The organism is Anabaena sp. FACHB-1391, from assembly GCF_014696755.1.
Classification (GTDB): Bacteria; Cyanobacteriota; Cyanobacteriia; order Cyanobacteriales; family Nostocaceae; genus Dolichospermum; species Dolichospermum planctonicum.
The window spans coordinates 37,972-59,999 of the sequence record NZ_JACJQS010000005.1; the positions used below are offsets into that span (position 1 = coordinate 37,972).

The following is a 22,028-nucleotide window of genomic DNA, read 5'->3' on the forward strand; positions in this document are numbered from 1 at the left end:
CCTTTAAAGTTTAGTATCGGTTAAATTTTGCTGGGGAGGTAGTAAATTTGGGTCATCCCATAATAAGCATAGATGGCGACCAACATGATTTTCCTCAGGGTTTTGATCCATTGCATCTAATCTTTTTAGTCTTACTTTCTCTGGTAATTCTTTTAAATCAAAATCGTTTATAAGCTCATCTAATACTGTCCTATTATCAATACCAGAAAGCTCTTGCCGAACCCATAATGCAAGAGGGACAGCAGCTTTCCAAAGAATTTCACCTGGTAAATTATTCTGAAAAACTGGTATTATTTTTGCAGCGCGAGCATTTTCCATTTTAAGCTTTTTTTCTAAAGTTTCAACTTTTGTATCCACCGCCATAAAAAAAATCTCATTGGCTCTTTGAGATAAATTCTCACTAATTAATTTCCCTTTTTTCTGCCATGCTATAACTCTGGGATTTTTTCCTATTAATCCTTCAGAACAACGAATAAATATTTGATATTTTTCACCAATCGTTTCCCTTTCATCTTCATACATTTTCCAACAGTCAACAGGATGATTCATTAACTTTAATGGCAAGAAAATATGGATTTCTTGAGGTTCATTATTTGTAATAGTTATACATTGTTGAATTAGCTTTCTCACCATTCCTTCAACACCAGTTAAATTGTTATCCGCCTTATAATCATTAATCATTGGTGTGTGACAAACTGAACCAGAATTTCGGTCATCTAAATTGTTATTTTCAATTAACCATGCGCAGACAACATAGCCCTGATCTTCACTGATAATTTTAACTAGAATACATGGATTTAGTTCTCTTTGCTGTATTCTTTCTGTTGTTCTTTCTTCAGATAATTTAGATCGTATATCTTGTTTAACATTATCGTTTAGCCATGTTGTTAATTGATCTCTTATATTTTCGTCTAAGCTTTGTTGATCTTCAGTCTCAATCAAATAGACAACAAATTTCATATAATTATAATAATAGTCTTGAAAAGTGTTTAAATTCTTAATTATATCTTCCATATTTTCAGGTTGTTTTTCTTCTATAAGATTCTTACGTTTAGATGCTTGATAAGTTCTTATATATATTTTTTTATTTGCTTCAAAATCATTATTTAATATCTCAATCAGTTCCAATTGTGGAATGTTTATTTTGTTAGCAAATAGAGGATAATTAGTTCTAACAATGGTAATAAAACTTTTTAGTTTAGTTGTTTTAATTAACTCCACAACTAAGTTGTCAATTTTTGTATTCAAATCATTTCCTCCGATATTACCATAGAAATTTATGCCGAATGTTTCTTCATTCATAGTAAAAATACTTTTCAACCTTGATTCATCATCATAGTAGGATTTTATTTGTTCACTTAAATACTGTTTAGCAGAGTCACTTAATTTCATTGTTCATTACTCCATAAATAATACGTTAAATTATTTTTTATCTCAAATATTCTTAACAAAATTAGGATATTCTTGCCTACAAATTTCAACAAATTTATTCATTAATTGTCTCCTCATTAGCTCTTGAGTTAAGTTAATTGTTTTTGTATTAAAATCATCTCCTGGTATTCTAGCTAAAAAATTAACTCCAAATATTTCTGTATTAATAGTAAAAATATTTCTTAAGCTTGGTAAATTATCATAATATGATTGAATTTGTTCAATAAATTTTTGCTTTTGTGAATCTGTTAAAATATTAAAATCTCTGACTTCAGCATTAACCACTGTTAACTGTAATGAAGATAATTCTGGCCAAGCTGAAAATAAAGCCTGACTAGGCAAGAAAAAAGCTACTCTTCTCTGTTCATTTGTGTCCTCAGCTACAGCCATTCCCACAACAGCTTTTTCCTCATTATCCCAAATAGGCGCACCACTAAATCCGCCTTGAACTCGATATCCTTGTTGTCCCGTTCCTTCCATTTGTCCCCAACCATTAGGAAGGGTATCTTTCAACGTTCCATAAGCCCAAACTCCGTCTGTCCGTTGATTGGGAAACCCAAAGATACTAAAGGCGTGATTAGACAAATTGTGGGAAGTTTTTAAACAAATAGGTTGAACTTTGTCAGGAATTACTTTATTATGCAGTTTTAATCCAGCAATATCTCCAATTTTCTGAGGATCAGACTGATAAGACTGATAAGGTAGCCAAAAATCAACTTCTGCATTTAACTTTTCTTCCCTATTAATGAAAGGAAAATCAAATTGAATTAGCTTTGATGGTTTTGAGACTGTTTCTGTTGGTAAACCTAAAGCTGCTGTGACTACATGAGCGCAGGTAAGTAAATATTGATTAGAGATGAGAAAACCAGCCCCTATAACCACATTATTGGTATTGTAAATCCGGGCGATCGCATTTTTGTAGGTGTCAGTATCTGTCATAAATTTATTAGGATTTTTTGCTATTCCACTTCAGAGTGACTTCATAACTAGCCTCTCCACCTGCTGTTAAAACTGCTCCCATTGTGCCACTTAATTTAACACCAAATTTCACTTCTATTTCATCAGCAGGTTCATTAATATTGCGTAATTCAGAAACAATAGTAGATGAACCCACCGCTAAGGGTTTAATCACCTTTTTTAATGCTCCTTCTAAGGTCTCTTTAGCTTTGGCTGCTATATGCCCTGGAATTCGGGCAACAGGTGCGATCGCATCACTAGTTGGTTCTTCTACTTCTGCTAGAATGGTTTCCCCATCTTCCAGCGTAAATTCGATTAATTGTTTGGGCATTTTAGTTCTCCTAAAATTTGATTAAAAGTCATTTTTTCTTATCTAAAAATTCTAATTCTCTTACCCTTATTTCCAACTCACCCACTCTCTGATTCAACGGTACATTGTCAGCACAGCCAAGATACTGACTAATTGCACTCACAACCACATCAGTTTTCGACCTACCAGTCAGCTCAACACGGTTATTGAGTTCTTCCAGTAGAGATGGAGATAATCTGATGGCGATTTGTGGTTTGCTCATAACTGAGATTGCGTAACTATACGGCATAGTACCATCTGTACAACAAAGTATTGCTAGTGCTAAACAATTCTTAACTCAAGTAGCGTCCCCCAGGGTAAAAGATTTGATTTCTACTGCTTGTTGTTGATTTCGGAAATAGTCCTGAAAATTATTTTTCCAAGTTATTGACAATAATTCCTGATTCCTTTACTATACATAAAGCTAATTGCAAATTATTTGCAATTTTCCGTACCTGCATACCCCTATTGGTCTTATGTCTGACAACTTGACTGGGAGTAAAGATAAAATTTGGCATCGTCGTCAACTGCTACAACTGGGATTTTCCGGTGCATTCATGATCACGACAGGGACAATTTGGCAAATGTTAAACAGCAAAAATTATGCCAGTGTCAAAATACCACCCATGAAAATAACAGCTTCTAATGGTGCTACTAACCCCATGCAGGTGTTACGAGATTTTGATTATGGGACAATTAAACAGGAAAATGGGCGCACAGTCCGGGAATTTCGCTTAATTGCTGGTACTTCCACCATTCAGCTGAATAGCGCTGTCTCCTATAACATTTGGGATTTAAATGGGCGCATTCCTGGCCCCACACTCCGGGCTAAGGAAGGAGAAAAAATAAGAATACTTTTTCTCAATAATGCTGGACATTCCCATTCTTTGCACTTTCATGGAGTTCATCCCGCTGAAATGGATGGTATTAAACCCATAGGTAATAACAAAGCAACTATATATGAATTTGATGCCGAACCCTATGGCGTTCATTTATATCACTGTCATGTCGCTCCGGTTACTCGTCACGTTGCCAAGGGATTGTATGGAATGTTTATTATTGATCCTCCTAAACCCCGTCCCCCTGCTGACGAAATTGTTTTAATCATGTCTGGCTATGATGTAAATGATGATAACCGCAATGAGTATTATGCTTTTAATGGCGTGCCACATCATTATATGCACCATCCTATTCAAATTTATCAAAATCAGTTAATTCGTGCCTATGTTTTGAATATTATTGAATTTGACCCCGCTGTAACGTTTCATCTTCACGCTAATTTCTTCGATGTTTATCCTTCGGGAATGACAATGAATCCCAGTGTAAAAACGGATGTTTTAACCATGGGTGTAGCAGAAAGACATATTTTAGAATTTGCTTTTAAGTATCCAGGTAAGTATATGTTTCATCCTCACCAAGATGCGATCGCTGAAAGCGGTTGTATGGGACAATTTGCAGTAATTTCAGAAAAAGACTCCTAAAACTTTGAGTATTGAAAAAGTTAGGAATTTTATATTTTGAAAATATATTGAGACTAAAATATTTATGGAATCAAGTTTTTATCTAAAAACCCGTTCCCAGATCAAATATAGTTCTATTATAGTTCTATAAATTTTCATATTCTGACAAATTTATTAGCTTCATATATAAGTAATAATTATCATAAATAAAGGAAAATATAAAAAATAAAAAAATAAAAAAAATTCTTTTTTGCTAAAAGAATGTATGATTTAATAATCACAAAAATATCATCCGATTATCAAATTAATAGCACATCAGACAAAGTTAATTCTGCTAAAAAAATTCCCAAACTTAGGAGTTATTTGGGGTAAATTTAGCAGTTATAGGTGAAATAGAGATTTTGGTAATTGAATGAGGATTTTTGATCACATCATTACAGGAGCATTGATAGTGTTAGACTCAGGCATTAATTCAACTTCAGAAACCTTTCCCAAACAGCTAGATATCGCCAAAGTTACTGTGTATGGATTGAGTATTTTATCAGCAGGAATGTTTCTATTTTTGCCATTTTTTAATCTTTTACATCCCAGCCCTTGGCAGCGTTCCATAGGCACAATTCACGGCGTAGGAGCATTGCTGGCAACAGTTGTTGCTGTGTATACAGGACATTTAGCCTTTCCCTTGCTACGAGGTGCAAGTAAGATATTACCGCAGATGCGTACCCTAACATTTTGGTCTAGTGTAATTGCATTTTTGGGTATCGCTACAGGCAATTTAGCATATATGCGTTATCGGGCTGGAATAGAATTTGGTGGTGCAAGAGCTTGGCTAAAAGAAAACTCCCCTTTAGTCCAATATGTACTTATGGAATACCACGAATTTAGCGTTTTATTTACCTTGCCATTAGGGGTAGCTTGTAGCTGGATTTTATGGCAATATGGCGACTCAATTTTAGAAAAACAAAACCGTCCCGTTCTCACAGCTACTTGTGTGGCTTTAATAGCCATGATGTTTTTTGCCATGGGTGGTTTAGTAACTGGAATTGGTGTCGCTAAAATTCACGCTTTGTAATTAGCTTTGTAATTAAATTCTTGAGGATTATTTGATGAATAAACAATCTCAATTTTCTGAAATCGCACCAGAACCAAAACCTATATATGGTAGATTTTGGCAGTCATGTAAACAATTTCCCCGATTTTTAGCAGCAGGTTCAAATCATCCACCAACGGTTTCTGGACCGGCAGCGGCAGCTTTAATTAGTGCAGCAATTGGATGTTTTACAATGATGGTGGCACATCATTTTTCTGATACTAATAAAAACATAGAGAAAATGATTTGGTCATTGGGAAGTTGGATACCAGGCAGCCATAACCCCAGTAAAATGTGGGGTAATATTGGCAGTTATTCTGGGAAAGAAACAATCTTACTTATTAGTTGGTTGGTGAGTTGGGCTATTCTTTCCCTACTTTGGAACAACAAAAAGATTAAATCGAGAACGATATTTTTTTGGCTGTTTGCCTTAATGGTTGCTGCTACAGCAATGAGTTGGCATCCTCTTTTTCCCTATTTACCATTAACCTAAATCAAGCAAAAAATCAAGGGACTGAATTATGCAAACACAAACAACAGAGAATACTAGCAAAGAAAAGATATCAGGGAGAGATTTACACAAATATATCTGGCTTTTAGTTGGGGTTTTTTCTCTCTTGACTGTTACTTATCCTACATCTATGATGCGCGTTAGCCAGAAAGAAAAGTTTAAGGGCTTTTATATTAAGTCCTTACCCGCTGAAAGCAAATATTACTCCGATTCTGCAAAGTAAAGACCCCATGCAGCTTTGACACAAGCATTTGCAATGGAGTCTAACTAGGTTTTCTTGTTTTTAGTTTCTCATTTCCAGGCGGCCACCTGGGAATGAGTACCCAATTAGATTATAAGCTTTAATACCTTGAAGTCGGAGCATTAAGAGAAAATAAAAATAAAATATTCAAATTATACTCAATTTCTCTAAACTAGTTGATAAAAACTTTTATTTATGGTAAATTACCATAGATAGCTATTGCGAATATTTATTGGTTTTTGACTGGATATCAGAAAAATAGCCAAAACTTTGACTTAAATCCCTATTTTGGAGTAAAAATGATTAAATTCCGTTATTTATTCTTGTCTATTGCTGCTTGTACCTTAATTTCCTTGAGTTCTTGTACCGGCAATAAAGTAAAATCAGATATTAAATCAACACCAACTGTAGCCCAAGCGACAGAAACTAGCACCCATAGCGGTCATAGTGGTAAAGCTAAAATTAATATCAATAATGCAATTTTATCGCAGTTAGATAAATTGGAGGCCACATTAGGAATTCCGGCTTTATCAAATAAAATTCAGGCTAACCGTCCTTACGCTAGTTCCGAAGACTTAGTCAGCAAAAAAGTAATTACTCAACCACAGTTTGACCAAATCAAAGATATGGTGACAGTGGAGGAAGTGGTGTTAACAGGTGAAGCCAAAGATATTGACTATATGACAAAATTGGGATTAATGAAAGGACATCTTTTGGTAGCCCAAGAACTGTTAGATCAAAATCAACCCAAACAAGCTCAACCCCATATTGGACACCCAGTAGAAGAGATTTATATTGATATTGAAGAACAATTAGAAGAACGTAAAGTTAAAGAATTTAAAAGCAACTTAGTCAGTTTAACAGATTTAGTCAAATCTAATCCCAAGGATGCTAAAATAAAAACTAATTTTACCACTGCTATGCAAGCTGTTGATAATGCGATCGCTGTTTTACCAACCGAACAACGCAGCCAACCCGAATTTATTCTACCAGTAATCAACAGTTTATTAGATGCCGCTAACTCAGAATATGGTGCAGCAGTAGCAAAAGGTAAAATTACCGCCCCCATTGAATATCAAGATTCCCGTGGCTTTGTAGTCTATTCTCAAGAACTATATAAAAGTATTTCTAGCCAAATGATCCAAGAAAATCCCGAAGCACACAAAGCCATAGATACAGCTTTTGGAGAATTAGTCAAAGTTTGGCCTGCTGCTATTCCCCCAGCGCAAGCAGTCAAAACTCCAGAAGATGTTACCAAACTAGTAAAAACCATCGAGGAAAATACTCGAAAAGTGCGAGAAAAAACTCACAGTCAAAGCATGAGTTAGTATTTTCACACTATTATAAGTCCAGAATAAACAGTTTAAAATCATAAATAAGAGAGAAAATAATTGATAGCTAAGAGTGAGAATATTTTTATTTTTCTTTTATTTTTCCCAACCAGAAAAAAGTATAACTTCTCACTCATAATTAGTATCTAAAAACTCTGCTCATGTAATTTTGCTCAACTTAACAACTCATGCAAGAACTTAACCACCAAAAAACCATTGATATTCTCAATTCCATTATGGAATTTGAACTAGCAGGGGTAGTTCGCTACACCCATTATTCCTTAATGGTGACAGGACCTAATCGTATTCCTATTGTGGCATTTTTCAAAGCCCAAGCCGCTGAATCTTTACTTCATGCTCAACAAGTAGGAGAAATTCTCACAGGTTTAGAAGGACATCCTACATTAAGAATCGCTCCCATAGAAGAAACTTTCAAACATAACGTTAAAGACATCTTACAAGAAAGTTTATCCCATGAAAAGAAAGCTTTGGATATGTACAAAAGTCTTCTAGAAACAGTCACTAATGCTAGTATCTATCTAGAAGAATTTACCCGTGGTATGATCGGACAAGAAGAAATGCACAATCTCGAACTCAAAAAAATGTTACGGGATTTCAGCTAATACAGCAGGAGTCAGGAGTCAGAAGTCAGGAGCAGCAAAATCTACAACTGACCACTGACAACTGAAAAATGACAAATGATAAATGATAACTAACTAATAAAATGAATTTTAGTACCGCCTTACCTACTTTTGTAATTACCCTCCGAGAAGGTGTAGAAGCCGCTCTAGTTGTGGGTATTGTCCTCGCATTATTGAAAAAAGCCAAACAATCTCAACTCAATCTTTGGGTGTATGCTGGTGTGGTCGTAGGTATTATTGTTAGTGGTTTAATCGGTATTTTATTTACCGGGATCATTAAATTCCTAGCATCTATTAATCCTGAATATACCTCTGTAGTTGAGCCAACATTAGAAGGTGTATTTAGCATATTAGCAATAATTATGCTCAGTTGGATGCTGATTTGGATGACAAAACAAGCCAGATTCATGAAAGCCCAAGTTGAGGGAGCAGTAAACGACGCATTAGGTAAAAATACAAATGCAGCTTGGGGAGTTTTTAGTTTAATTTTAGTCGCCATTGTCCGCGAAGGATTTGAAACCGTTTTATTTGTTGCAGCTAATTTTCAACAAGGTTTATTACCAACTTTAGGCGCCCTTGCAGGTTTAGCCGCCGCCGCAGCCATTGGTGTCTTATTATTTAAATGGGGTGTGAAAATTAATATCCGCCAATTCTTCCAAATTATGGGCGTTTTATTAATATTAATTGTTTCTGGTTTAGTGGTTTCTGGGTTGCATCATTTTGATGAAGCTATAGCTAATTTAGCTTTGAGTAGTCGTTCTTCAGAAAATCTTTGTTTCTATTACGAACACTTTACCAAAATTCACTCCTGTATCTTAGGTCCAATAGTCTGGAATACCGAAAAAATCCTCTCTGATGAGCATTTTCCCGGTATCATGCTTAAATCTTTATTTGGTTATCGAGATAAAATTTATATTGTTCAATTTGTGGGATATTTACTATTTCTCGTTACTATTGGTGGTCTATATTTCCACAGCATTACAGGTGGAAATCATCAGAAGATCAAAAGTAAAATCGTCACTAGCACTCCAGAGCGGAATTAAAACTAAAATATAGCTAAATTAATATAGCTAAATTGGAGCCTAATGCAAATGACACAAGAATTAAATGAATTGCATTTTTCTTTGTCGGATTTGGAAAATTGAGGATATCCAGACAGTTAAAACTGTTCCCAGTTAAGAGTTAAGAGTTAAGAGTTAAGAGTTAAGAGTTAAGAGTTCCCTAAATTCTAGTCCGAACCCTGAAAAGTCGAACTAATTATAGGTACTGGCTTTTGAGAAATATGTGAGATGGCTTTGGGTCGCGGAAGGTGAGTAGTATTACTCAATACTGCTATCAGTTGCAACAAAAATGTAATAAAGGCTGCTTGTATAAGTCTTTCTAGCATAGTACCTCTCTTTATTTATATGGATATATGGATGGAATTTCTTCTGGAAATTGTTATTCTTAATACAATTTGTATTTTCGATCTATCGGATTAGGTAAATATCATTTGAGAACATTTGAGAAAAATGTTCTCAAATGTGATCTAGCTCTCTTTTTATATTTACCTAACAACTTAGACGTTTGTTTTCCTGAAAAAGTGTCCTGAAAATATAAATTTATTTTTAAGTTTATGCCATTAACCAACTGTTTTACTCTAGTTACCCAACCATGAAAACCAGTAAAAATACTGATATTTATATAAAATCTATAAAATACATTGTCATCTTTTCCCTTCTTACAGCAGTTTCCGATATTTTGAAACCGGGGGGTTAGATTCTGAAGATTTTGGTGTTAATATTTACCAGAAAAATACTTTTAAAGCATCCTCTTAACAACTTCAACACAATCACCCCTTGTCACCGATAGAATAAATGGAAAATAGCTAAAAACACGCTAAATGATTCCTATCGTTATTGAACAATCGGGTAGAGGCGAACGCGCCTTTGATATCTATTCACGGCTGTTGCGTGAGCGGATTATTTTTTTGGGAGAACAGGTTGATAGCAATCTGGCTAACTTGATTGTTGCCCAACTCCTGTTTTTAGATTCCGAGGACGCGGAGAAGGACATATATATGTACATTAATTCTCCTGGTGGTTCGGTGACAGCGGGAATGGGTATTTTTGACACTATGAAGCATATCCGCCCCGATGTCTGTACAATTTGTACTGGATTAGCAGCCAGTATGGGCGCTTTTCTCCTCAGTGCTGGTACAAAGGGTAAGCGCATGAGTTTACCCCATTCACGGATTATGATTCACCAACCTCTGGGTGGCGCTCAAGGACAAGCTACCGACATCGCTATTCAAGCTAGAGAAATTTTGTATCACAAGCAACGGCTCAATCAGTATCTAGCTGAACATACTGGTCAACCTTATGAGCGGATTTCTGAAGATACTGAACGTGATTTCTTTATGTCTCCCCATGAAGCCAGGGAATATGGCTTAATTGACCAAGTAATTGACCGTCACGCCGCCGGTAGTCGTCCTGTAGCTCTGGTTTAGTTATTAGTTATTAGTTAGTGGTCATTGGTTAACTAACAACTGACCACTGACCACTGACACCAACTAAAATCCCGCAATTGGATCTGGTTGAGATTTGAGGTAAGTGAGAAAACTCCTTAATTCTTCTTCACTGAGCAGAGAACGCCCTCGTTTACTGTAGGTTTTCACCAGATAATCTTTTCCCTGTTCTGGTGTCCAGCCTAACCGCTCGATTTCTACATCTGTTTGGGCGATGACATCAGATAAATTTACTGGTTCTTTTTGTCTCCTCTTTTTACCAAGGGTTGACTGTACACCAGTATCCTCCTCAGGGGTATAACTACGAGGGGTAAAAGGAGTGACATGACTAGGATCACTAGGAGAGACTTCTGACAAGGGTTGATACTCTGGTTCTGCACTCGAAAATCTCGAAAATATTTCTGGTTTTGCAACTTTAGTATCAATTTTATCTTCTAGTAAGGGGGGTGTATGTATCTGTGTGTTACTGACAGAAGGAACAGGTTTTGATTCTTCTAAGTTAGATTTTATTGGTGGTGGAGCAACCAATGATGAGATAGATTTTGTCACTTCTGTCGCTACATTTTTGATCCCCAACACCGTCAAAGCTCGGTTTATGGCATGATCTTCCGCCGCTTCTACTGTTTCTGCTCCGGCGATCGCCGTCGCACGGGTGATACCTTCGAGTTGTATACTAACACGGACGATATATTTCCCTTGAAAAATTTCTATTAGCTCTGATATTATACAGCCGTTGGGGTACAAGTTATGGAATTGCGCCAACATCATACTTTCAATCATTTTTATCTGAATTTTCAAAAATAACACACCTTGCCACTTATGGAAAAATGCACAATAGACAATTGAAAACTCATAACTGTCAACCGTCAACTGACTAGATAAATTTTCCTCTACCCTTAAATGCTATACTAAATACCCAATTAGATATCTAGAAGTATTTTCTCACCAAGTGCGCCCGAAATCTACAATAATAAAGATCGGGTTCGCCCTCGCTCCTGGTGTTTTACTGCTTACCTGATTGTTATCAATTCTACATAAGGCAAAATTGGGGGTTTTCGGCAGTTTCTTAGGGTGAAGATATGGCTAACGCCACGCTATGCTATCAGTATCTGATGGCGTGAAATTACCTTCATTCTCAAGGACTAAACACCTGTGGTTAAAGCTGTGTATAGTTTTTGGATGCTAACCTTGAGTTCTTCAAACTAAGTCTCTCACTAACCCATAATCTAAGTTACCGAGTGGTTAATCATTGAGTATCAGGAGTGCATGATGGGTATTGTTTAGATAAAACTAGGGGTCACGCCAGCAAACTCTGAAATTGTTGTGCTGTGAGAAGTCACAAGGGGAGATTTCTCCTAGCGTAACCGCAACTAGGGTTAAGTCCATGCTGCGCTATCGGCAGCCTTACTTTCTCTACAAAACACTACGCGCGAAGTAGGGGTAATTCGTGTCACAGATGAGGGCGGACTGGCATGATGTAACCCAAGAGGAGGCAAGAGGCAATCATGCTGTTCCCTATTCCCTATTCCCTAAAAAATGATGTTTTGACCAAAGGTCGGTTCACTGCATGGAATTTTCAATCGCTACACTTCTTGCCAATTTCACAGATGATAAATTGGTGGCTCGTAAGGTTCTAGAAAAGAAACTAGGTTGTGAGGATGAAGAAAGTCTAGAAAAACTACAAATTACTTTGGATGTCCTGGAAAAAATTGGGCTTTTGGTTAAGGAACGGGGGAAATACCGCCGCATCACCGAGGAGGGCTTGATTGAGGCGAAACTGCGTTGTTCCAGTAAGGGCTTTTGCTTTGCAATTCAAGATAGCGAAGGCTCGGAGGATATTTACATCCGCGAAAGTCATTTGAGTAATGCCTGGAATGGCGATCGCGTTTTAGTAAGGGTCCTCAAGGAAGGTAGTCGTCGGCGCTCACCAGAGGGCGAAGTTAAGTTGATCATGGAACGATCTAATCACACTTTACTAGCCAGAATTAAACAGGTAGATGGTGGTTTTCGGGCTGTTCCTTTAGATGACAGATTGCTGTTTGAACTGAAATTACAACTCAACAGCATGAAGTTGGAAGCAGCAATTGATCATTTAGCTCACGTGGAAATTCTTCGCTACCCCTTAGCACAATATCCCCCCTTGGGGAGAGTGGTGCAAATCCTGGGTAGTGATGCCGAAGCCGCAGCCGATATAGATTTGGTAACTTGTAAACATGATTTATCCCGCACTTTCCCCGATCATGTCCTCGATGCAGCATCCAAGTTACCCAAGAAACTCCTCAAGGCAGACCTGAAAAATCGTCTGGATTTACGTGATGTTTTTACTTTCACTATCAAAACTGTCAACGGTGATGAGTCTGTATTTGAAAATGCCTTCAGTGTGGAAAAAACTAGCACCGATAATTGGCGATTACTATTTCACATTACGGATGTTTCTCACTATATTCAACCAGATGAAGCCCTAGACAGGGAAGCACTCAAGCGCGGTAAATCGGTGTATTTGGGAGAATTATTATTACCAATGTTGCCGCCCATGGTAATGGAACGGTGTTCTTTAGTCCCTGGTAGCGATCGCTTGAGTATGACTCTCATAATTACCATTAACCCCCAATCGGGAGCAGTGGTGGAATGGGAAATTCACGAGAGTGTAATCAATGTAGACTACGAGATTAATCAAGTAGAATTACATAGCATTTTCTGCGATGAAGTTACTAAAGTATCTGCCCAAGTACAAGAGCAATTACAAGATTTGCAAACTTTAGCTGTTGCTATTAAACAGACGCGCCTAAATCGTGGTAGCTTACAGTTGAATCTCCCACCCAGTCATAATCCTTACTATGATGAAGGGGCTTTGGGGTCTGTGGTGGTTAATGACTTACCTGGGCGATCGCTAATAACAGAGTTGGTAATATTAGTTAATCAACTGATGGCCGATCACCTGAGCGCTCTGGGAGTTCCTTGTCTTTGGCGAGTCCAAGGCACACCTGACCCCGAAGATGTGCAGGAAATGCTCAAACTGGCCGTTAATTTGGGTGTGGAATTAGGACTAGATCCAGAATTGGAAATCCAACCCCTAGATTATCAACACTTAACGGCCGCTTTTGCTGATTCTCCTTCGGAGCAAGTTCTCACCTATTTATTACAGGACACACTCAAACCCTCTGTCTACAGCACTACTAAAAGTTCTCATTTTGGACTGGCTTTGTCCCAATATGTTCACGTTACCGCCCCCTTGCGTCGTTACCCAGATATTCTCCTGCAACGGGTGTATCATAACTTACTGGAATATGGGCGCGATCGCCGGACTACCCGCGTTAAAGAACGGATTAACCTGCGCCACTCCTCCTGTCATGAAGAAATTAATTGGAATGTTCTCCCCCCAGAACTGCAACAAGAACTTCAAAGTGACCTAACCAGAGTTCTAGTACAGATTAACGACCGGGAAAAAGAAGTTCAAGAAGCTGAAGCAGATTTAGCCGGACTACAAAAAGCCTCATTAATGAAACAACGCATTGGTGAAATATTTCCTGGGGTGATTACTGGTGTTCAATCCTACGGCTTTTTTGTAGAAATTGAAGTACCAATAGAACCGCCCACAGAAGACAACTTAGCTAATACCTTACGGGTAGAAGGACTGGTTCACGTCAGTTCCCTGAAAGACGATTGGTATGAATATCGCGCTAGACAACAGGCTTTATTTGGGCGGAAAAATCGCGCTTCCTACCGATTGGGCGATAGCTGTATGGTGCAAGTCAAGAGCGTTGATTATTACCGCCAACAAATTGATTTAGTTACCGTTGGTGCTGATGGTTTACCCAAAAGTACGGGCGCAAATACGACCAATGACGATGCAGCAGATATTGATCCACCAAATCAAACAGAATCCTTTGAGCCAGAACTTGATGATGAGGAATAGTCCGTTGTCCATTGCCGTAAACTAATGACCAATAAAACCAAACCTTTAATCCTAGGCGTAACCGGGGCATCTGGTCTAATTTACGCCGTTCGCGCTCTTAAATTCCTCTTAGCAGCAGAATATCAAATTGAATTAGTAGCCTCTAAATCAACTTACACAGTTTGGCAAGCTGAACAGGAAATCCGAATGCCAGGAGAACCAGATAAACAAGAGCAATTTTGGCGAGAACAAGCGGAAGTTCCCCGACAAGGTAAACTCCGCTGTCATCCTTGGAGTGACGTTGGTGCCAGTATCGCCAGTGGTTCTTTTCGCACCTTGGGCATGATCATTATTCCTTGTAGTATGAGTACAGTTGCCAAACTTGCGGGAGGACTAAGTTCCGACTTACTAGAACGAGCAGCAGACGTACAAATTAAAGAAGGACGTAAACTGGTAATTGTCCCCAGAGAAACTCCTTTTAGCTTAATTCACCTGCGTAACTTAACCACCCTAGCAGAAACAGGCGTGAGAATTGTTCCCGCTATTCCCGCTTGGTATCACAATCCTCAAACTATTGAGGATTTGGTGGATTTTGTGGTTGCTCGTGCCTTAGATCAGTTGGATATTGATTGTATTCCTATACAGCGATGGCAAGGTCATTTGTAGTCAGTAAAAATTAAAAATTAAAAATTAAAAATTAAAAATTGAGTTCTTCTATTTTTAATTTTTAATTCCGTTTTTAGTAAACTACCGCAGATAAATTTGATCAACTTTATGATTTATTATGATTTATTTGGTGTGACTCTAATTCCGAAAACATCAGATTTTTCAGATGGAAGTGGTTGATGTATGGCGATTTTCCCCTAATGTATTTTTAACTCCTACTTTAACTTTAAATTTTTTATGGATGTAATTCGCTTAATTATCTTGGTGACAACAATCCTAGGACTAATAATCATATTAGTTCAAAATTTTGGGAATTCGCTGCCCCTGGTATTTTTGGGAATGCGAAGTCAATCATTACCATTAGGATTGTGGGTTTTATTGAGTATAATCGCTGGTGTTTTGACATCTTTAGTAATTACCAGGTTATTAAAATTTGCTACTAATTTGAATTTACCAGAACAACAATCTATACCCAAATCGCCACCGACTACTGCCCAGCGTGTTAAACAAAATACTCGACCCCCCAGCAGTCCCCCCCAACCTCCCGCGAGTCAATTTAATGATCAAGATGATTGGAATACAAATCAAGATCAAGATGATTGGGATGATGGTGAAAATTTAGAATCAGTACCAAAAACTTCTCCCACAAGTAATTCCCGAACTAGTTCCGTTTATTCCTACAGTTCCCAAGCACCACAAAATACTGCTGTCGGTAAAACGGAGGCGATTTATGATGCTGATTATCGGGTAATTATTCCTCCCTATAAAGAACCGAGCAAAAATCAAGCAGATGATGACGATTGGGATTTTTTTGAAGATGATGGTTTTGAGGATAAGGACGAAAATAAACCGCCTAAACGCTAATTTAAGACTATTACAAAGAGATTTCCTTTCTTCCTTCTTCATGCTATGAAGAGTCTTTGCGGTTGATTTAATCCTTATGTTTCTGGTGTGGATTACGACTACAATGGCCAAAATTAATCAAAAAAAGCCATAATAATTAATAATTTAACAGGAGAAAAAGACTGGTGACTAATTTATTAAAAGGGGTTAACCTCTACTTAATTGGGATGATGGGAGTTGGGAAAACAACGGTAGGAAAATTACTCGCACAGGAAATCGGTTATAGATTTGTTGATACAGATGAAATCATAGTTAAAGCAGCAGGTAAATCTATCAATGAAATATTTACCGAAAATGGTGAAGCTGATTTTCGTCAATTGGAAAGTGATGTTTTAGCTCAAGTCTGTGCCTATACTAAGTTAATTGTAGCTACAGGTGGCGGTATTGTCATGCAGCAGCAAAATTGGGGTTATCTTCATCATGGTTTGGTAGTTTGGTTAGATGTACCAATCCAAATAATATTAGAGCGCTTGGCGGAAGATAATACAAGACCACTGTTACAAAATGCCGATCCTCAAGGTAAATTAAGCTTGCTTTTAGAACAACGTCAACATAAGTATTCCCAAGCTGATTTACATATTACCATTACTGCCACCGAAACACCAGCAGAAATTGCCACCCGCATCTTAACAACAATTCCCAGTATTTTGAAAAAGCAATAATTCCTGCTGGAAATAATCACAATCTGTATGTATTTGTACACCCGTATCTGATTCTATCTATAAAAAGGCAGAGAAAGCGGGTAATTTCTTATCAAAAGAAAGATGTAAAATTGCCATATCAAGAGTTGAATAGAATTTATATTCTCTAGTCATCCTTTGTGGATAAAATCTATGAATATATTTTCTCTTGATGAACTCAAAAATTTAGTCCAAAATCCTCAGTATCCCTGCGTTTCCCTGTATCTACCTGTAGAAAGATTGGGAGGAGAAACACGACAAAATCCCATTCGGTTTAAAAATTTAATTCGAGAAGCGGAAAAACGCTTAGATGAAATCGGTTTACGTCCTACGGAGTCGGTAAATTTGCTTAAACCAGCGATGGAATTAGACAATATTGGTTTTTGGGAAAATCAAAATCAGGGATTGGTAATTTTTAGTTCCCCCAATCTATTTCGTTACTATTGTTTACCAATTTCCTTTCCCCAATTGGCAATTGTTGGCAAGAATTTTCATATCAAACCTTTACTAGAACTGATTAATAATGATGGAAAATTCTATATTTTAGCATTGAGTCAAAATCATGTCAAATTTTACTCAGGAACGCGCTACAAATTGGATGAAATAGCAGTAGAAAATATGCCGCAAAATCTAGAGGAAACACTTCTAGAAGATGAATTTCAAAAAGGTGTACAGCACAGAGTTGGTACACCTAGAAGTGTAAGTTATGCCGCTCAACAACCGGGTTCTGTCCATGGACAGGGTAGTTCAGATCGGGAAAAACATGAGCGAGAGATTTTAAATTTTTGTTATGCTGTTGATACTGCATTACATGAAACTTTACGAGATGAAAAAGCCCCTTTAATATTAGCAGGAGTAGATTATTTATTACCAATTTACCAAAAGGCTAATACCTATCCACATTTTTTAGAAACAGGTATTACTGGCAATGTAGAACTGATGAAAACAGAAGAATTAAATCGTGCAGCCTGGGAAATTGTTTCTCCTTTATTTCAACAGGAATATGAAGATATAATGGCTGTTTATCTGCAATTAGCGGGGGAAGAAAGTACCAAGATTACTAATGACATAAAAACAATTATTCCTGCTGCTTATTATCAAAGAGTTGATACCTTGTTTGTGCCTTTAAAACAACATATATGGGGTAAATTTGATTTACCAAATGCCACAGTTGAATTACACCCAGAACCAGCACCAGATGATGAAGATATGTTAGATTTTGCCGTGATTCACACCATATTAAATGGTGGTAGAGTTTATACTCTTGAACCAGAAGCAATGCCTAGCGGAGTCAAAGTAGCGGCTATTTGCCGATATTAATTTGATATTAATTGATATTAATCTCTAGTGGTGTGTTTTCTTTCGTGGACAACACACCCAATAGAGGTATGTAATGGGAAAATAGTCCCCTCCTTCCTGGCGCTGGGGTTAGAGATTAAAATTACAAAACAACTTTTAAAGCTTGTTCAATTATATCTACATATTCCTCTACTTTATACATCCGGTAAGCTTTTTTGTCAATTTGATTTTTGATTTCCATTTGTCTAAGTAAAACTGTTTCTAAATCTGATCTACCAACTTCCTGCTTAACTCTCTGTCCAATAATTTCTAAAGCCCTAAGATTACTAAATCTATCTTGATCATATCTATTAACTTTTAAAACATCAAAAGTAATATTAACTAAGTTTCCTATTTCCCGCGATAATTTTTGTTTACGACGAAAAGATGAATCAAATTCAGTTAAATAAATCAGTCTTACTAACATATATCTCCGTAAATAGGGGTTAGGAATATTCACATTAGCTATTTCTATCCATTTTCTATCACTTTCCTTCCAATCTTCATCATCAGTTACTTCTCCCCAAATAATATATCCATTTGCACTAGGTTCAATTTTCAATTCTAGTAAATGTCCTTCTTCATTAGCATGAGGACTTTCCCATTCAATATCTACAGCATAATCACTAGATAATTTGTGATATTCATTTAATGATACTTCTTTACTAGGAAATGCTGAAGATTTACCTTCATAAGTTGTGATAATTTGATAACGAATTTGCCAAATATCATGGGCTTCACGACTTAATTTAGCTAACTCTTGATAGTCATGATGATTTTCTTCATTAAACTGAGGAATTGGTAAATCACCAACTTGATTTTCAAAATATTCAAATATTCCTTTTCCTGTCAATTTACCAATTCCACCTAATGCAGTATAACGAAATTCCAGAACTTGAGAATTAAGTAAAGCAACCAAAGCGTATAGTTTATCAAGTTTTAAATCATCTGGATCATAACAATATATATCTCGTAGGAATATAGCTGTAGTATCTGTTAGACCTGCTAAATTACCTTCTAAATCAACACTAAATCTATTACTAGTGGCACGATATGGACATAAAATTTTAGGTCGAAAATGAGAGTGTTGATCTTTACGTCTTGATCTGTGTAGAGCATACCATTCACAACTTCCTTCCTGATAAGCTGCTCTGGTTTCTAGCTTGTTTCTATTTGCAAGTAAATACTCTTGAATTGCTATTGATAAATCTTCAAATTTTTCACTACTTTCAATATACAATAGTTGAGAATTATCCGGTATAAAGCCATAGGCTAAAATTCCCGAATTTTTGACTATTTGGTATAGTTTTTCTTTGGTAAAGTTAGATGGAAAACCCTGCTCAGGTGCGAAAATCTTATTTTCTCCTGTTTGAATACCCTGCTCTACTAAATCACATTCAGGTAATTCTCTGAGTTTCACACCTTGAGAATCAATTTTATGAAAAATATCATTATATGGAGATATTTGCCAACGATGATCATTTAAGTTAGATTGAGTAATATTTACCTGAGTTACACCTTGACTTAAATGTAAAGAACAATCATCACTGATAAAGGTTTTTTTGACAACATCAAGATCCAACACATAGAAAGTTGTAAATATATCTTCTGGTTGAGGTTTTTTTCTTTGAAATTCAATAATACAAGTAGCAATTCCCGCTTGAAAAACTTGATGTCCTAAAAAATCAATAATATTGACTATTTTGGTATTTTTACAGATAAATTCTCGTAAACTTCTAGATTTATCACCTTGAATAAAAGCACGAGAAATAATAAAACTTAAATAACCATCTACTTTTAAAATTTCAAATCCCCGACGGAAGAAATAAAACAAAATATCAGTTTTATCAGTGTAAATATCAGGATAGGCAAATTTTAACCATTTTAATTCTAATGCACCTCTACCAAAGGTTGAATCAACATTAAAATAAGGAGGATTACCAATGATTACAGAAAACCCTTGTTCCGATTTTGGTAATCTCGGATCAAAAATATGGGAAAATTCAATCTCCCAATTAAATGGACGTTTAATAATTACCTCTTCTTGAGCAGTTTCTAAACTCATAAGTTCAGATTTAACTCTCGCTAATTCAGCAGATGTCCAATTTTCTAAAGTTGATTCTAAAGTTTGTTCAGAATTAATATTTTCTGTAATCAATTCTCGTATTGCTTCTATTTCTGATCCTTCAGCTTCTCTATTTTTAATTCTATAAACTACCGAATTGATACTTTCATCACTAGCAAAAAAAGCAGTTAAAACAGAATTAACTTGTTGATTAATACTTGCAATTGTATTTTCTAAATTACTAACTGCTTGATTTCTTTCTATTTCACTTTGATTAGTATCTCTAGCAAGATTAGCTAAATTTGCGACTATTGTTAATTGTTGAGAAAAAAGTTCTAAATTAGTGGGACTATGAATTAAACTATCTCCAACGCGAATATTTAAAGTCAGCGCTGGTAAATGAGAATATATAGAACCATTGCGTCTACCATATTCTCCAGGACGCGCACGTAATAATCTTGTCCATAGTGATAATTTTGCTAATAATACTGCTTGGGGATCTCGATCTACTCCATGTAGCATTTTGACTAAAATTTGTTCTTCAGGATTAATAATTGGTTGAGGTGCTACATGACTAAATAAATCAAAATTTTTGGGTATTTTCGCATTTTGACAAGCGAGATTATAACGTTTAATTTCTGTTAATAAATAATCAAATGCACTTAATAAAAATAAACCTGAACCACAAGCAGGATCAAGAACTGTAATTTCTAAAACTGATTTTGCGACTACATGAGATTGCTGTAATTCACCCCTTTCTAATAACCCAATAGCTTGATCAATTTTAGGTTTTACTAATGGTTGCAAAGATTGATAAACAATGCGACGGACTATATAGTTAGGAGTATAGAAAATACCTTCTTTTTTACGAGTTTTTTGATTTTCTAAAATTTGCACAACATCGTTAACAAGAATTAATTGATGGGCTAAAAATTGTTCATAAGCAGTACCTAATATATCCTGGGTTAGAGTGGTGAAATCATAGTTATAAATTGAACGATAATTAGCTAATGTTCCAGTAATTGTATCAAGTATACCTGCCTGTGGTACTGCATTAATGACAATAATTGATTCTAAATATTTAACATCAATTGTTAATTCATCAATCCAAGAAGGTTGAAATAACTCAGTATTATAGTCTAACCATGTACTCCGAAAAGCCTGTCTTAGTTGTTCGATAAAAGGCAAGTTGGGAAAAGTTTGTTGCCAGTTATAATAAACTCTACCCAGATAATTAAATGGCATTTCTCGGCTAAATGTCTCTAAAAGTCTAATTAATAGAAAACGATTTAAAATGATTTGCGCTGCTTGACGAATTTTCTCTAAACTTAAATCAGGTTGGGATTTTTTAATGCCATTAGCAAGAATGACGCGCCAAATTTTCAGGTCTGTTAAAAATTTTGTTCCTAATTCTTCTCTAGTTTTTTCACTATAAAATGCTTCTAAACGGTTACTAGATAAATTTTCACGATGCAGACAAGTATATACTCTATTTACCAGTTCAGGATCATTTTTTAGCTCCTCAAGTGTAAATGACCAAAAAGGTTTTCTATCTTGTAATCTTAAAATGTGCCATTCCCGAAAATTAGATAAAATAATCCAAAGTACAGGTTCTTGTGTACCAATATCTAAACTATAGTTTCTCAGGTAATCTAAAACTTGTTGTGTATTGGTTTCCCAGATATTTTTGTCCCATAAACTTTTAGCTTCAAACATCAATTTTGGATGTTTTCCTTCTTGATTACGTAATAAATAATCTACCCATGTAGTAGTGCCAATTAAGCTGCGAATTGATCCTTCAAGTGTCCGATATTCTGTTGTATAACCTAGTGCATCGAGAAAAGGGACAATCAGACTATCTTTTGTATTTTCTTCTGGTTTACCAGTCCGAGATGAAGCCAGCATAGTTTCTGCTGTCGTTATTAAATTAGTCAGATGTTGTTGAAATTTTGGGAATGACATTT

Annotated in this window: 19 protein-coding genes; 13 read left to right on the top strand and 6 right to left on the bottom strand. The window is 36.2% G+C overall.

Annotation, left to right across the window (positions count from 1 at the left end; all coding sequences use genetic code 11):
- Nucleotides 1-3: 3 nt before the first annotated feature.
- From H6F62_RS03660 to H6F62_RS03675, 4 genes are read right to left on the bottom strand one after another with little or no spacing between them, the layout of a single operon-like run.
- A complete protein-coding gene (locus tag H6F62_RS03660; protein ID WP_190371366.1) occupies nucleotides 4-1,392 on the bottom strand; it encodes a hypothetical protein in 1,389 nt (462 codons plus the stop codon).
- 42 nt (nucleotides 1,393-1,434) lie between these two features.
- Nucleotides 1,435-2,370: a serine protease gene (locus H6F62_RS03665; RefSeq protein WP_190371367.1), complete on the bottom strand. Its 936-nt coding sequence runs from the start codon at nucleotides 2,368-2,370 to the stop codon at nucleotides 1,435-1,437.
- 7 nt (nucleotides 2,371-2,377) lie between these two features.
- Nucleotides 2,378-2,719 carry a CU044_2847 family protein gene (locus H6F62_RS03670; RefSeq protein WP_168360126.1) on the bottom strand — a complete coding sequence of 114 codons (342 nt, stop codon included), beginning with the start codon at nucleotides 2,717-2,719 and terminating at the stop codon, nucleotides 2,378-2,380.
- Between the two features lie 28 nt (nucleotides 2,720-2,747).
- Entirely contained in the window at nucleotides 2,748-2,960 is a 213-nt protein-coding gene (locus H6F62_RS03675; protein WP_190371368.1) for a DNA-binding domain-containing protein, read from the bottom strand.
- A 253-nt stretch (nucleotides 2,961-3,213) separates the two neighbouring features.
- Between H6F62_RS03675 and H6F62_RS03680 the strand changes: the two genes are divergently transcribed.
- The 8 genes from H6F62_RS03680 (at nucleotide 3,214) to clpP (ending at nucleotide 10,499) form a co-directional block, all read left to right on the top strand.
- On the top strand, nucleotides 3,214-4,218 hold the full coding sequence (locus H6F62_RS03680) for a multicopper oxidase domain-containing protein (RefSeq protein ID WP_190371369.1): 1,005 nt from the start codon (nucleotides 3,214-3,216) through the stop codon (nucleotides 4,216-4,218).
- A 430-nt stretch (nucleotides 4,219-4,648) separates the two neighbouring features.
- Nucleotides 4,649-5,269, top strand: coding sequence for a hypothetical protein (locus tag H6F62_RS03685; protein ID WP_137907761.1), 621 nt, complete (start codon nucleotides 4,649-4,651; stop codon nucleotides 5,267-5,269).
- A 34-nt stretch (nucleotides 5,270-5,303) separates the two neighbouring features.
- Nucleotides 5,304-5,780, top strand: coding sequence for a hypothetical protein (locus tag H6F62_RS03690; protein ID WP_137907760.1), 477 nt, complete (start codon nucleotides 5,304-5,306; stop codon nucleotides 5,778-5,780).
- Between the two features lie 28 nt (nucleotides 5,781-5,808).
- Nucleotides 5,809-6,021, top strand: coding sequence for a hypothetical protein (locus tag H6F62_RS03695; protein WP_137907759.1), 213 nt, complete (start codon nucleotides 5,809-5,811; stop codon nucleotides 6,019-6,021).
- A 317-nt stretch (nucleotides 6,022-6,338) separates the two neighbouring features.
- The gene (locus H6F62_RS03700; RefSeq protein ID WP_190371370.1) at nucleotides 6,339-7,367 is read left to right on the top strand and encodes a helix-hairpin-helix domain-containing protein; all 1,029 of its coding nucleotides are present in this window, start codon (nucleotides 6,339-6,341) and stop codon (nucleotides 7,365-7,367) included.
- A gap of 191 nt (nucleotides 7,368-7,558) precedes the next feature.
- A complete protein-coding gene (locus H6F62_RS03705; protein WP_028090216.1) occupies nucleotides 7,559-7,993 on the top strand; it encodes a ferritin-like domain-containing protein in 435 nt (144 codons plus the stop codon).
- Nucleotides 7,994-8,094: 101 nt separating this feature from the next.
- Complete coding sequence (locus tag H6F62_RS03710; protein WP_190371371.1) at nucleotides 8,095-9,054, top strand: FTR1 family protein; 960 nt, start codon at nucleotides 8,095-8,097, stop codon at nucleotides 9,052-9,054.
- An 839-nt stretch (nucleotides 9,055-9,893) separates the two neighbouring features.
- Nucleotides 9,894-10,499 carry an ATP-dependent Clp endopeptidase proteolytic subunit ClpP gene (gene clpP / locus H6F62_RS03715; RefSeq protein ID WP_137907756.1) on the top strand — a complete coding sequence of 202 codons (606 nt, stop codon included), beginning with the start codon at nucleotides 9,894-9,896 and terminating at the stop codon, nucleotides 10,497-10,499.
- A gap of 63 nt (nucleotides 10,500-10,562) precedes the next feature.
- Here clpP and H6F62_RS03720 read toward each other — a convergent pair whose 3' ends face one another.
- Nucleotides 10,563-11,282: a hypothetical protein gene (locus H6F62_RS03720; RefSeq protein WP_137907796.1), complete on the bottom strand. Its 720-nt coding sequence runs from the start codon at nucleotides 11,280-11,282 to the stop codon at nucleotides 10,563-10,565.
- 802 nt (nucleotides 11,283-12,084) lie between these two features.
- Here H6F62_RS03720 and H6F62_RS03725 point away from each other — a divergent pair.
- The 5 genes from H6F62_RS03725 to H6F62_RS03745 all read left to right on the top strand — a co-directional run bounded on the left by H6F62_RS03725 (nucleotide 12,085) and on the right by H6F62_RS03745 (nucleotide 17,981).
- Nucleotides 12,085-14,433: a ribonuclease R family protein gene (locus tag H6F62_RS03725; protein WP_190371372.1), complete on the top strand. Its 2,349-nt coding sequence runs from the start codon at nucleotides 12,085-12,087 to the stop codon at nucleotides 14,431-14,433.
- A 24-nt stretch (nucleotides 14,434-14,457) separates the two neighbouring features.
- Nucleotides 14,458-15,078 carry a flavin prenyltransferase UbiX gene (locus H6F62_RS03730; RefSeq protein WP_190371373.1) on the top strand — a complete coding sequence of 207 codons (621 nt, stop codon included), beginning with the start codon at nucleotides 14,458-14,460 and terminating at the stop codon, nucleotides 15,076-15,078.
- Between the two features lie 339 nt (nucleotides 15,079-15,417).
- Nucleotides 15,418-15,942, top strand: a complete 525-nt coding sequence (locus H6F62_RS03735) for a LapA family protein (RefSeq protein ID WP_347238695.1) — start codon at nucleotides 15,418-15,420, stop codon at nucleotides 15,940-15,942.
- Between the two features lie 164 nt (nucleotides 15,943-16,106).
- Nucleotides 16,107-16,643 carry a shikimate kinase gene (locus H6F62_RS03740; protein ID WP_190371375.1) on the top strand — a complete coding sequence of 179 codons (537 nt, stop codon included), beginning with the start codon at nucleotides 16,107-16,109 and terminating at the stop codon, nucleotides 16,641-16,643.
- A 171-nt stretch (nucleotides 16,644-16,814) separates the two neighbouring features.
- A complete protein-coding gene (locus H6F62_RS03745) occupies nucleotides 16,815-17,981 on the top strand; it encodes a hypothetical protein (RefSeq protein WP_137907751.1) in 1,167 nt (388 codons plus the stop codon).
- 121 nt (nucleotides 17,982-18,102) lie between these two features.
- On the opposite strand, the gene H6F62_RS03750 is transcribed toward H6F62_RS03745, so the two are convergent.
- Complete coding sequence (locus H6F62_RS03750) at nucleotides 18,103-22,026, bottom strand: Eco57I restriction-modification methylase domain-containing protein (protein ID WP_190371376.1); 3,924 nt, start codon at nucleotides 22,024-22,026, stop codon at nucleotides 18,103-18,105.
- Nucleotides 22,027-22,028: the final 2 nt, after the last annotated feature.

Coding starts and splice junctions, on each gene's coding strand:
- H6F62_RS03660 (WP_190371366.1), bottom strand. CDS start 1,392: ATGAAATTAAGTGACTCTGCTAAACAGTATTTAAGTGAACAAATAAAA.
- H6F62_RS03665 (WP_190371367.1), bottom strand. CDS start 2,370: ATGACAGATACTGACACCTACAAAAATGCGATCGCCCGGATTTACAAT.
- H6F62_RS03670 (WP_168360126.1), bottom strand. CDS start 2,719: ATGCCCAAACAATTAATCGAATTTACGCTGGAAGATGGGGAAACCATT.
- H6F62_RS03675 (WP_190371368.1), bottom strand. CDS start 2,960: ATGAGCAAACCACAAATCGCCATCAGATTATCTCCATCTCTACTGGAA.
- H6F62_RS03680 (WP_190371369.1), top strand. CDS start 3,214: ATGTCTGACAACTTGACTGGGAGTAAAGATAAAATTTGGCATCGTCGT.
- H6F62_RS03690 (WP_137907760.1), top strand. CDS start 5,304: ATGAATAAACAATCTCAATTTTCTGAAATCGCACCAGAACCAAAACCT.
- H6F62_RS03695 (WP_137907759.1), top strand. CDS start 5,809: ATGCAAACACAAACAACAGAGAATACTAGCAAAGAAAAGATATCAGGG.
- H6F62_RS03700 (WP_190371370.1), top strand. CDS start 6,339: ATGATTAAATTCCGTTATTTATTCTTGTCTATTGCTGCTTGTACCTTA.
- H6F62_RS03705 (WP_028090216.1), top strand. CDS start 7,559: ATGCAAGAACTTAACCACCAAAAAACCATTGATATTCTCAATTCCATT.
- H6F62_RS03710 (WP_190371371.1), top strand. CDS start 8,095: ATGAATTTTAGTACCGCCTTACCTACTTTTGTAATTACCCTCCGAGAA.
- clpP (WP_137907756.1), top strand. CDS start 9,894: ATGATTCCTATCGTTATTGAACAATCGGGTAGAGGCGAACGCGCCTTT.
- H6F62_RS03720 (WP_137907796.1), bottom strand. CDS start 11,282: ATGTTGGCGCAATTCCATAACTTGTACCCCAACGGCTGTATAATATCA.
- H6F62_RS03725 (WP_190371372.1), top strand. CDS start 12,085: ATGGAATTTTCAATCGCTACACTTCTTGCCAATTTCACAGATGATAAA.
- H6F62_RS03730 (WP_190371373.1), top strand. CDS start 14,458: ATGACCAATAAAACCAAACCTTTAATCCTAGGCGTAACCGGGGCATCT.
- H6F62_RS03735 (WP_347238695.1), top strand. CDS start 15,418: ATGCGAAGTCAATCATTACCATTAGGATTGTGGGTTTTATTGAGTATA.
- H6F62_RS03745 (WP_137907751.1), top strand. CDS start 16,815: ATGAATATATTTTCTCTTGATGAACTCAAAAATTTAGTCCAAAATCCT.
- H6F62_RS03750 (WP_190371376.1), bottom strand. CDS start 22,026: ATGTCATTCCCAAAATTTCAACAACATCTGACTAATTTAATAACGACA.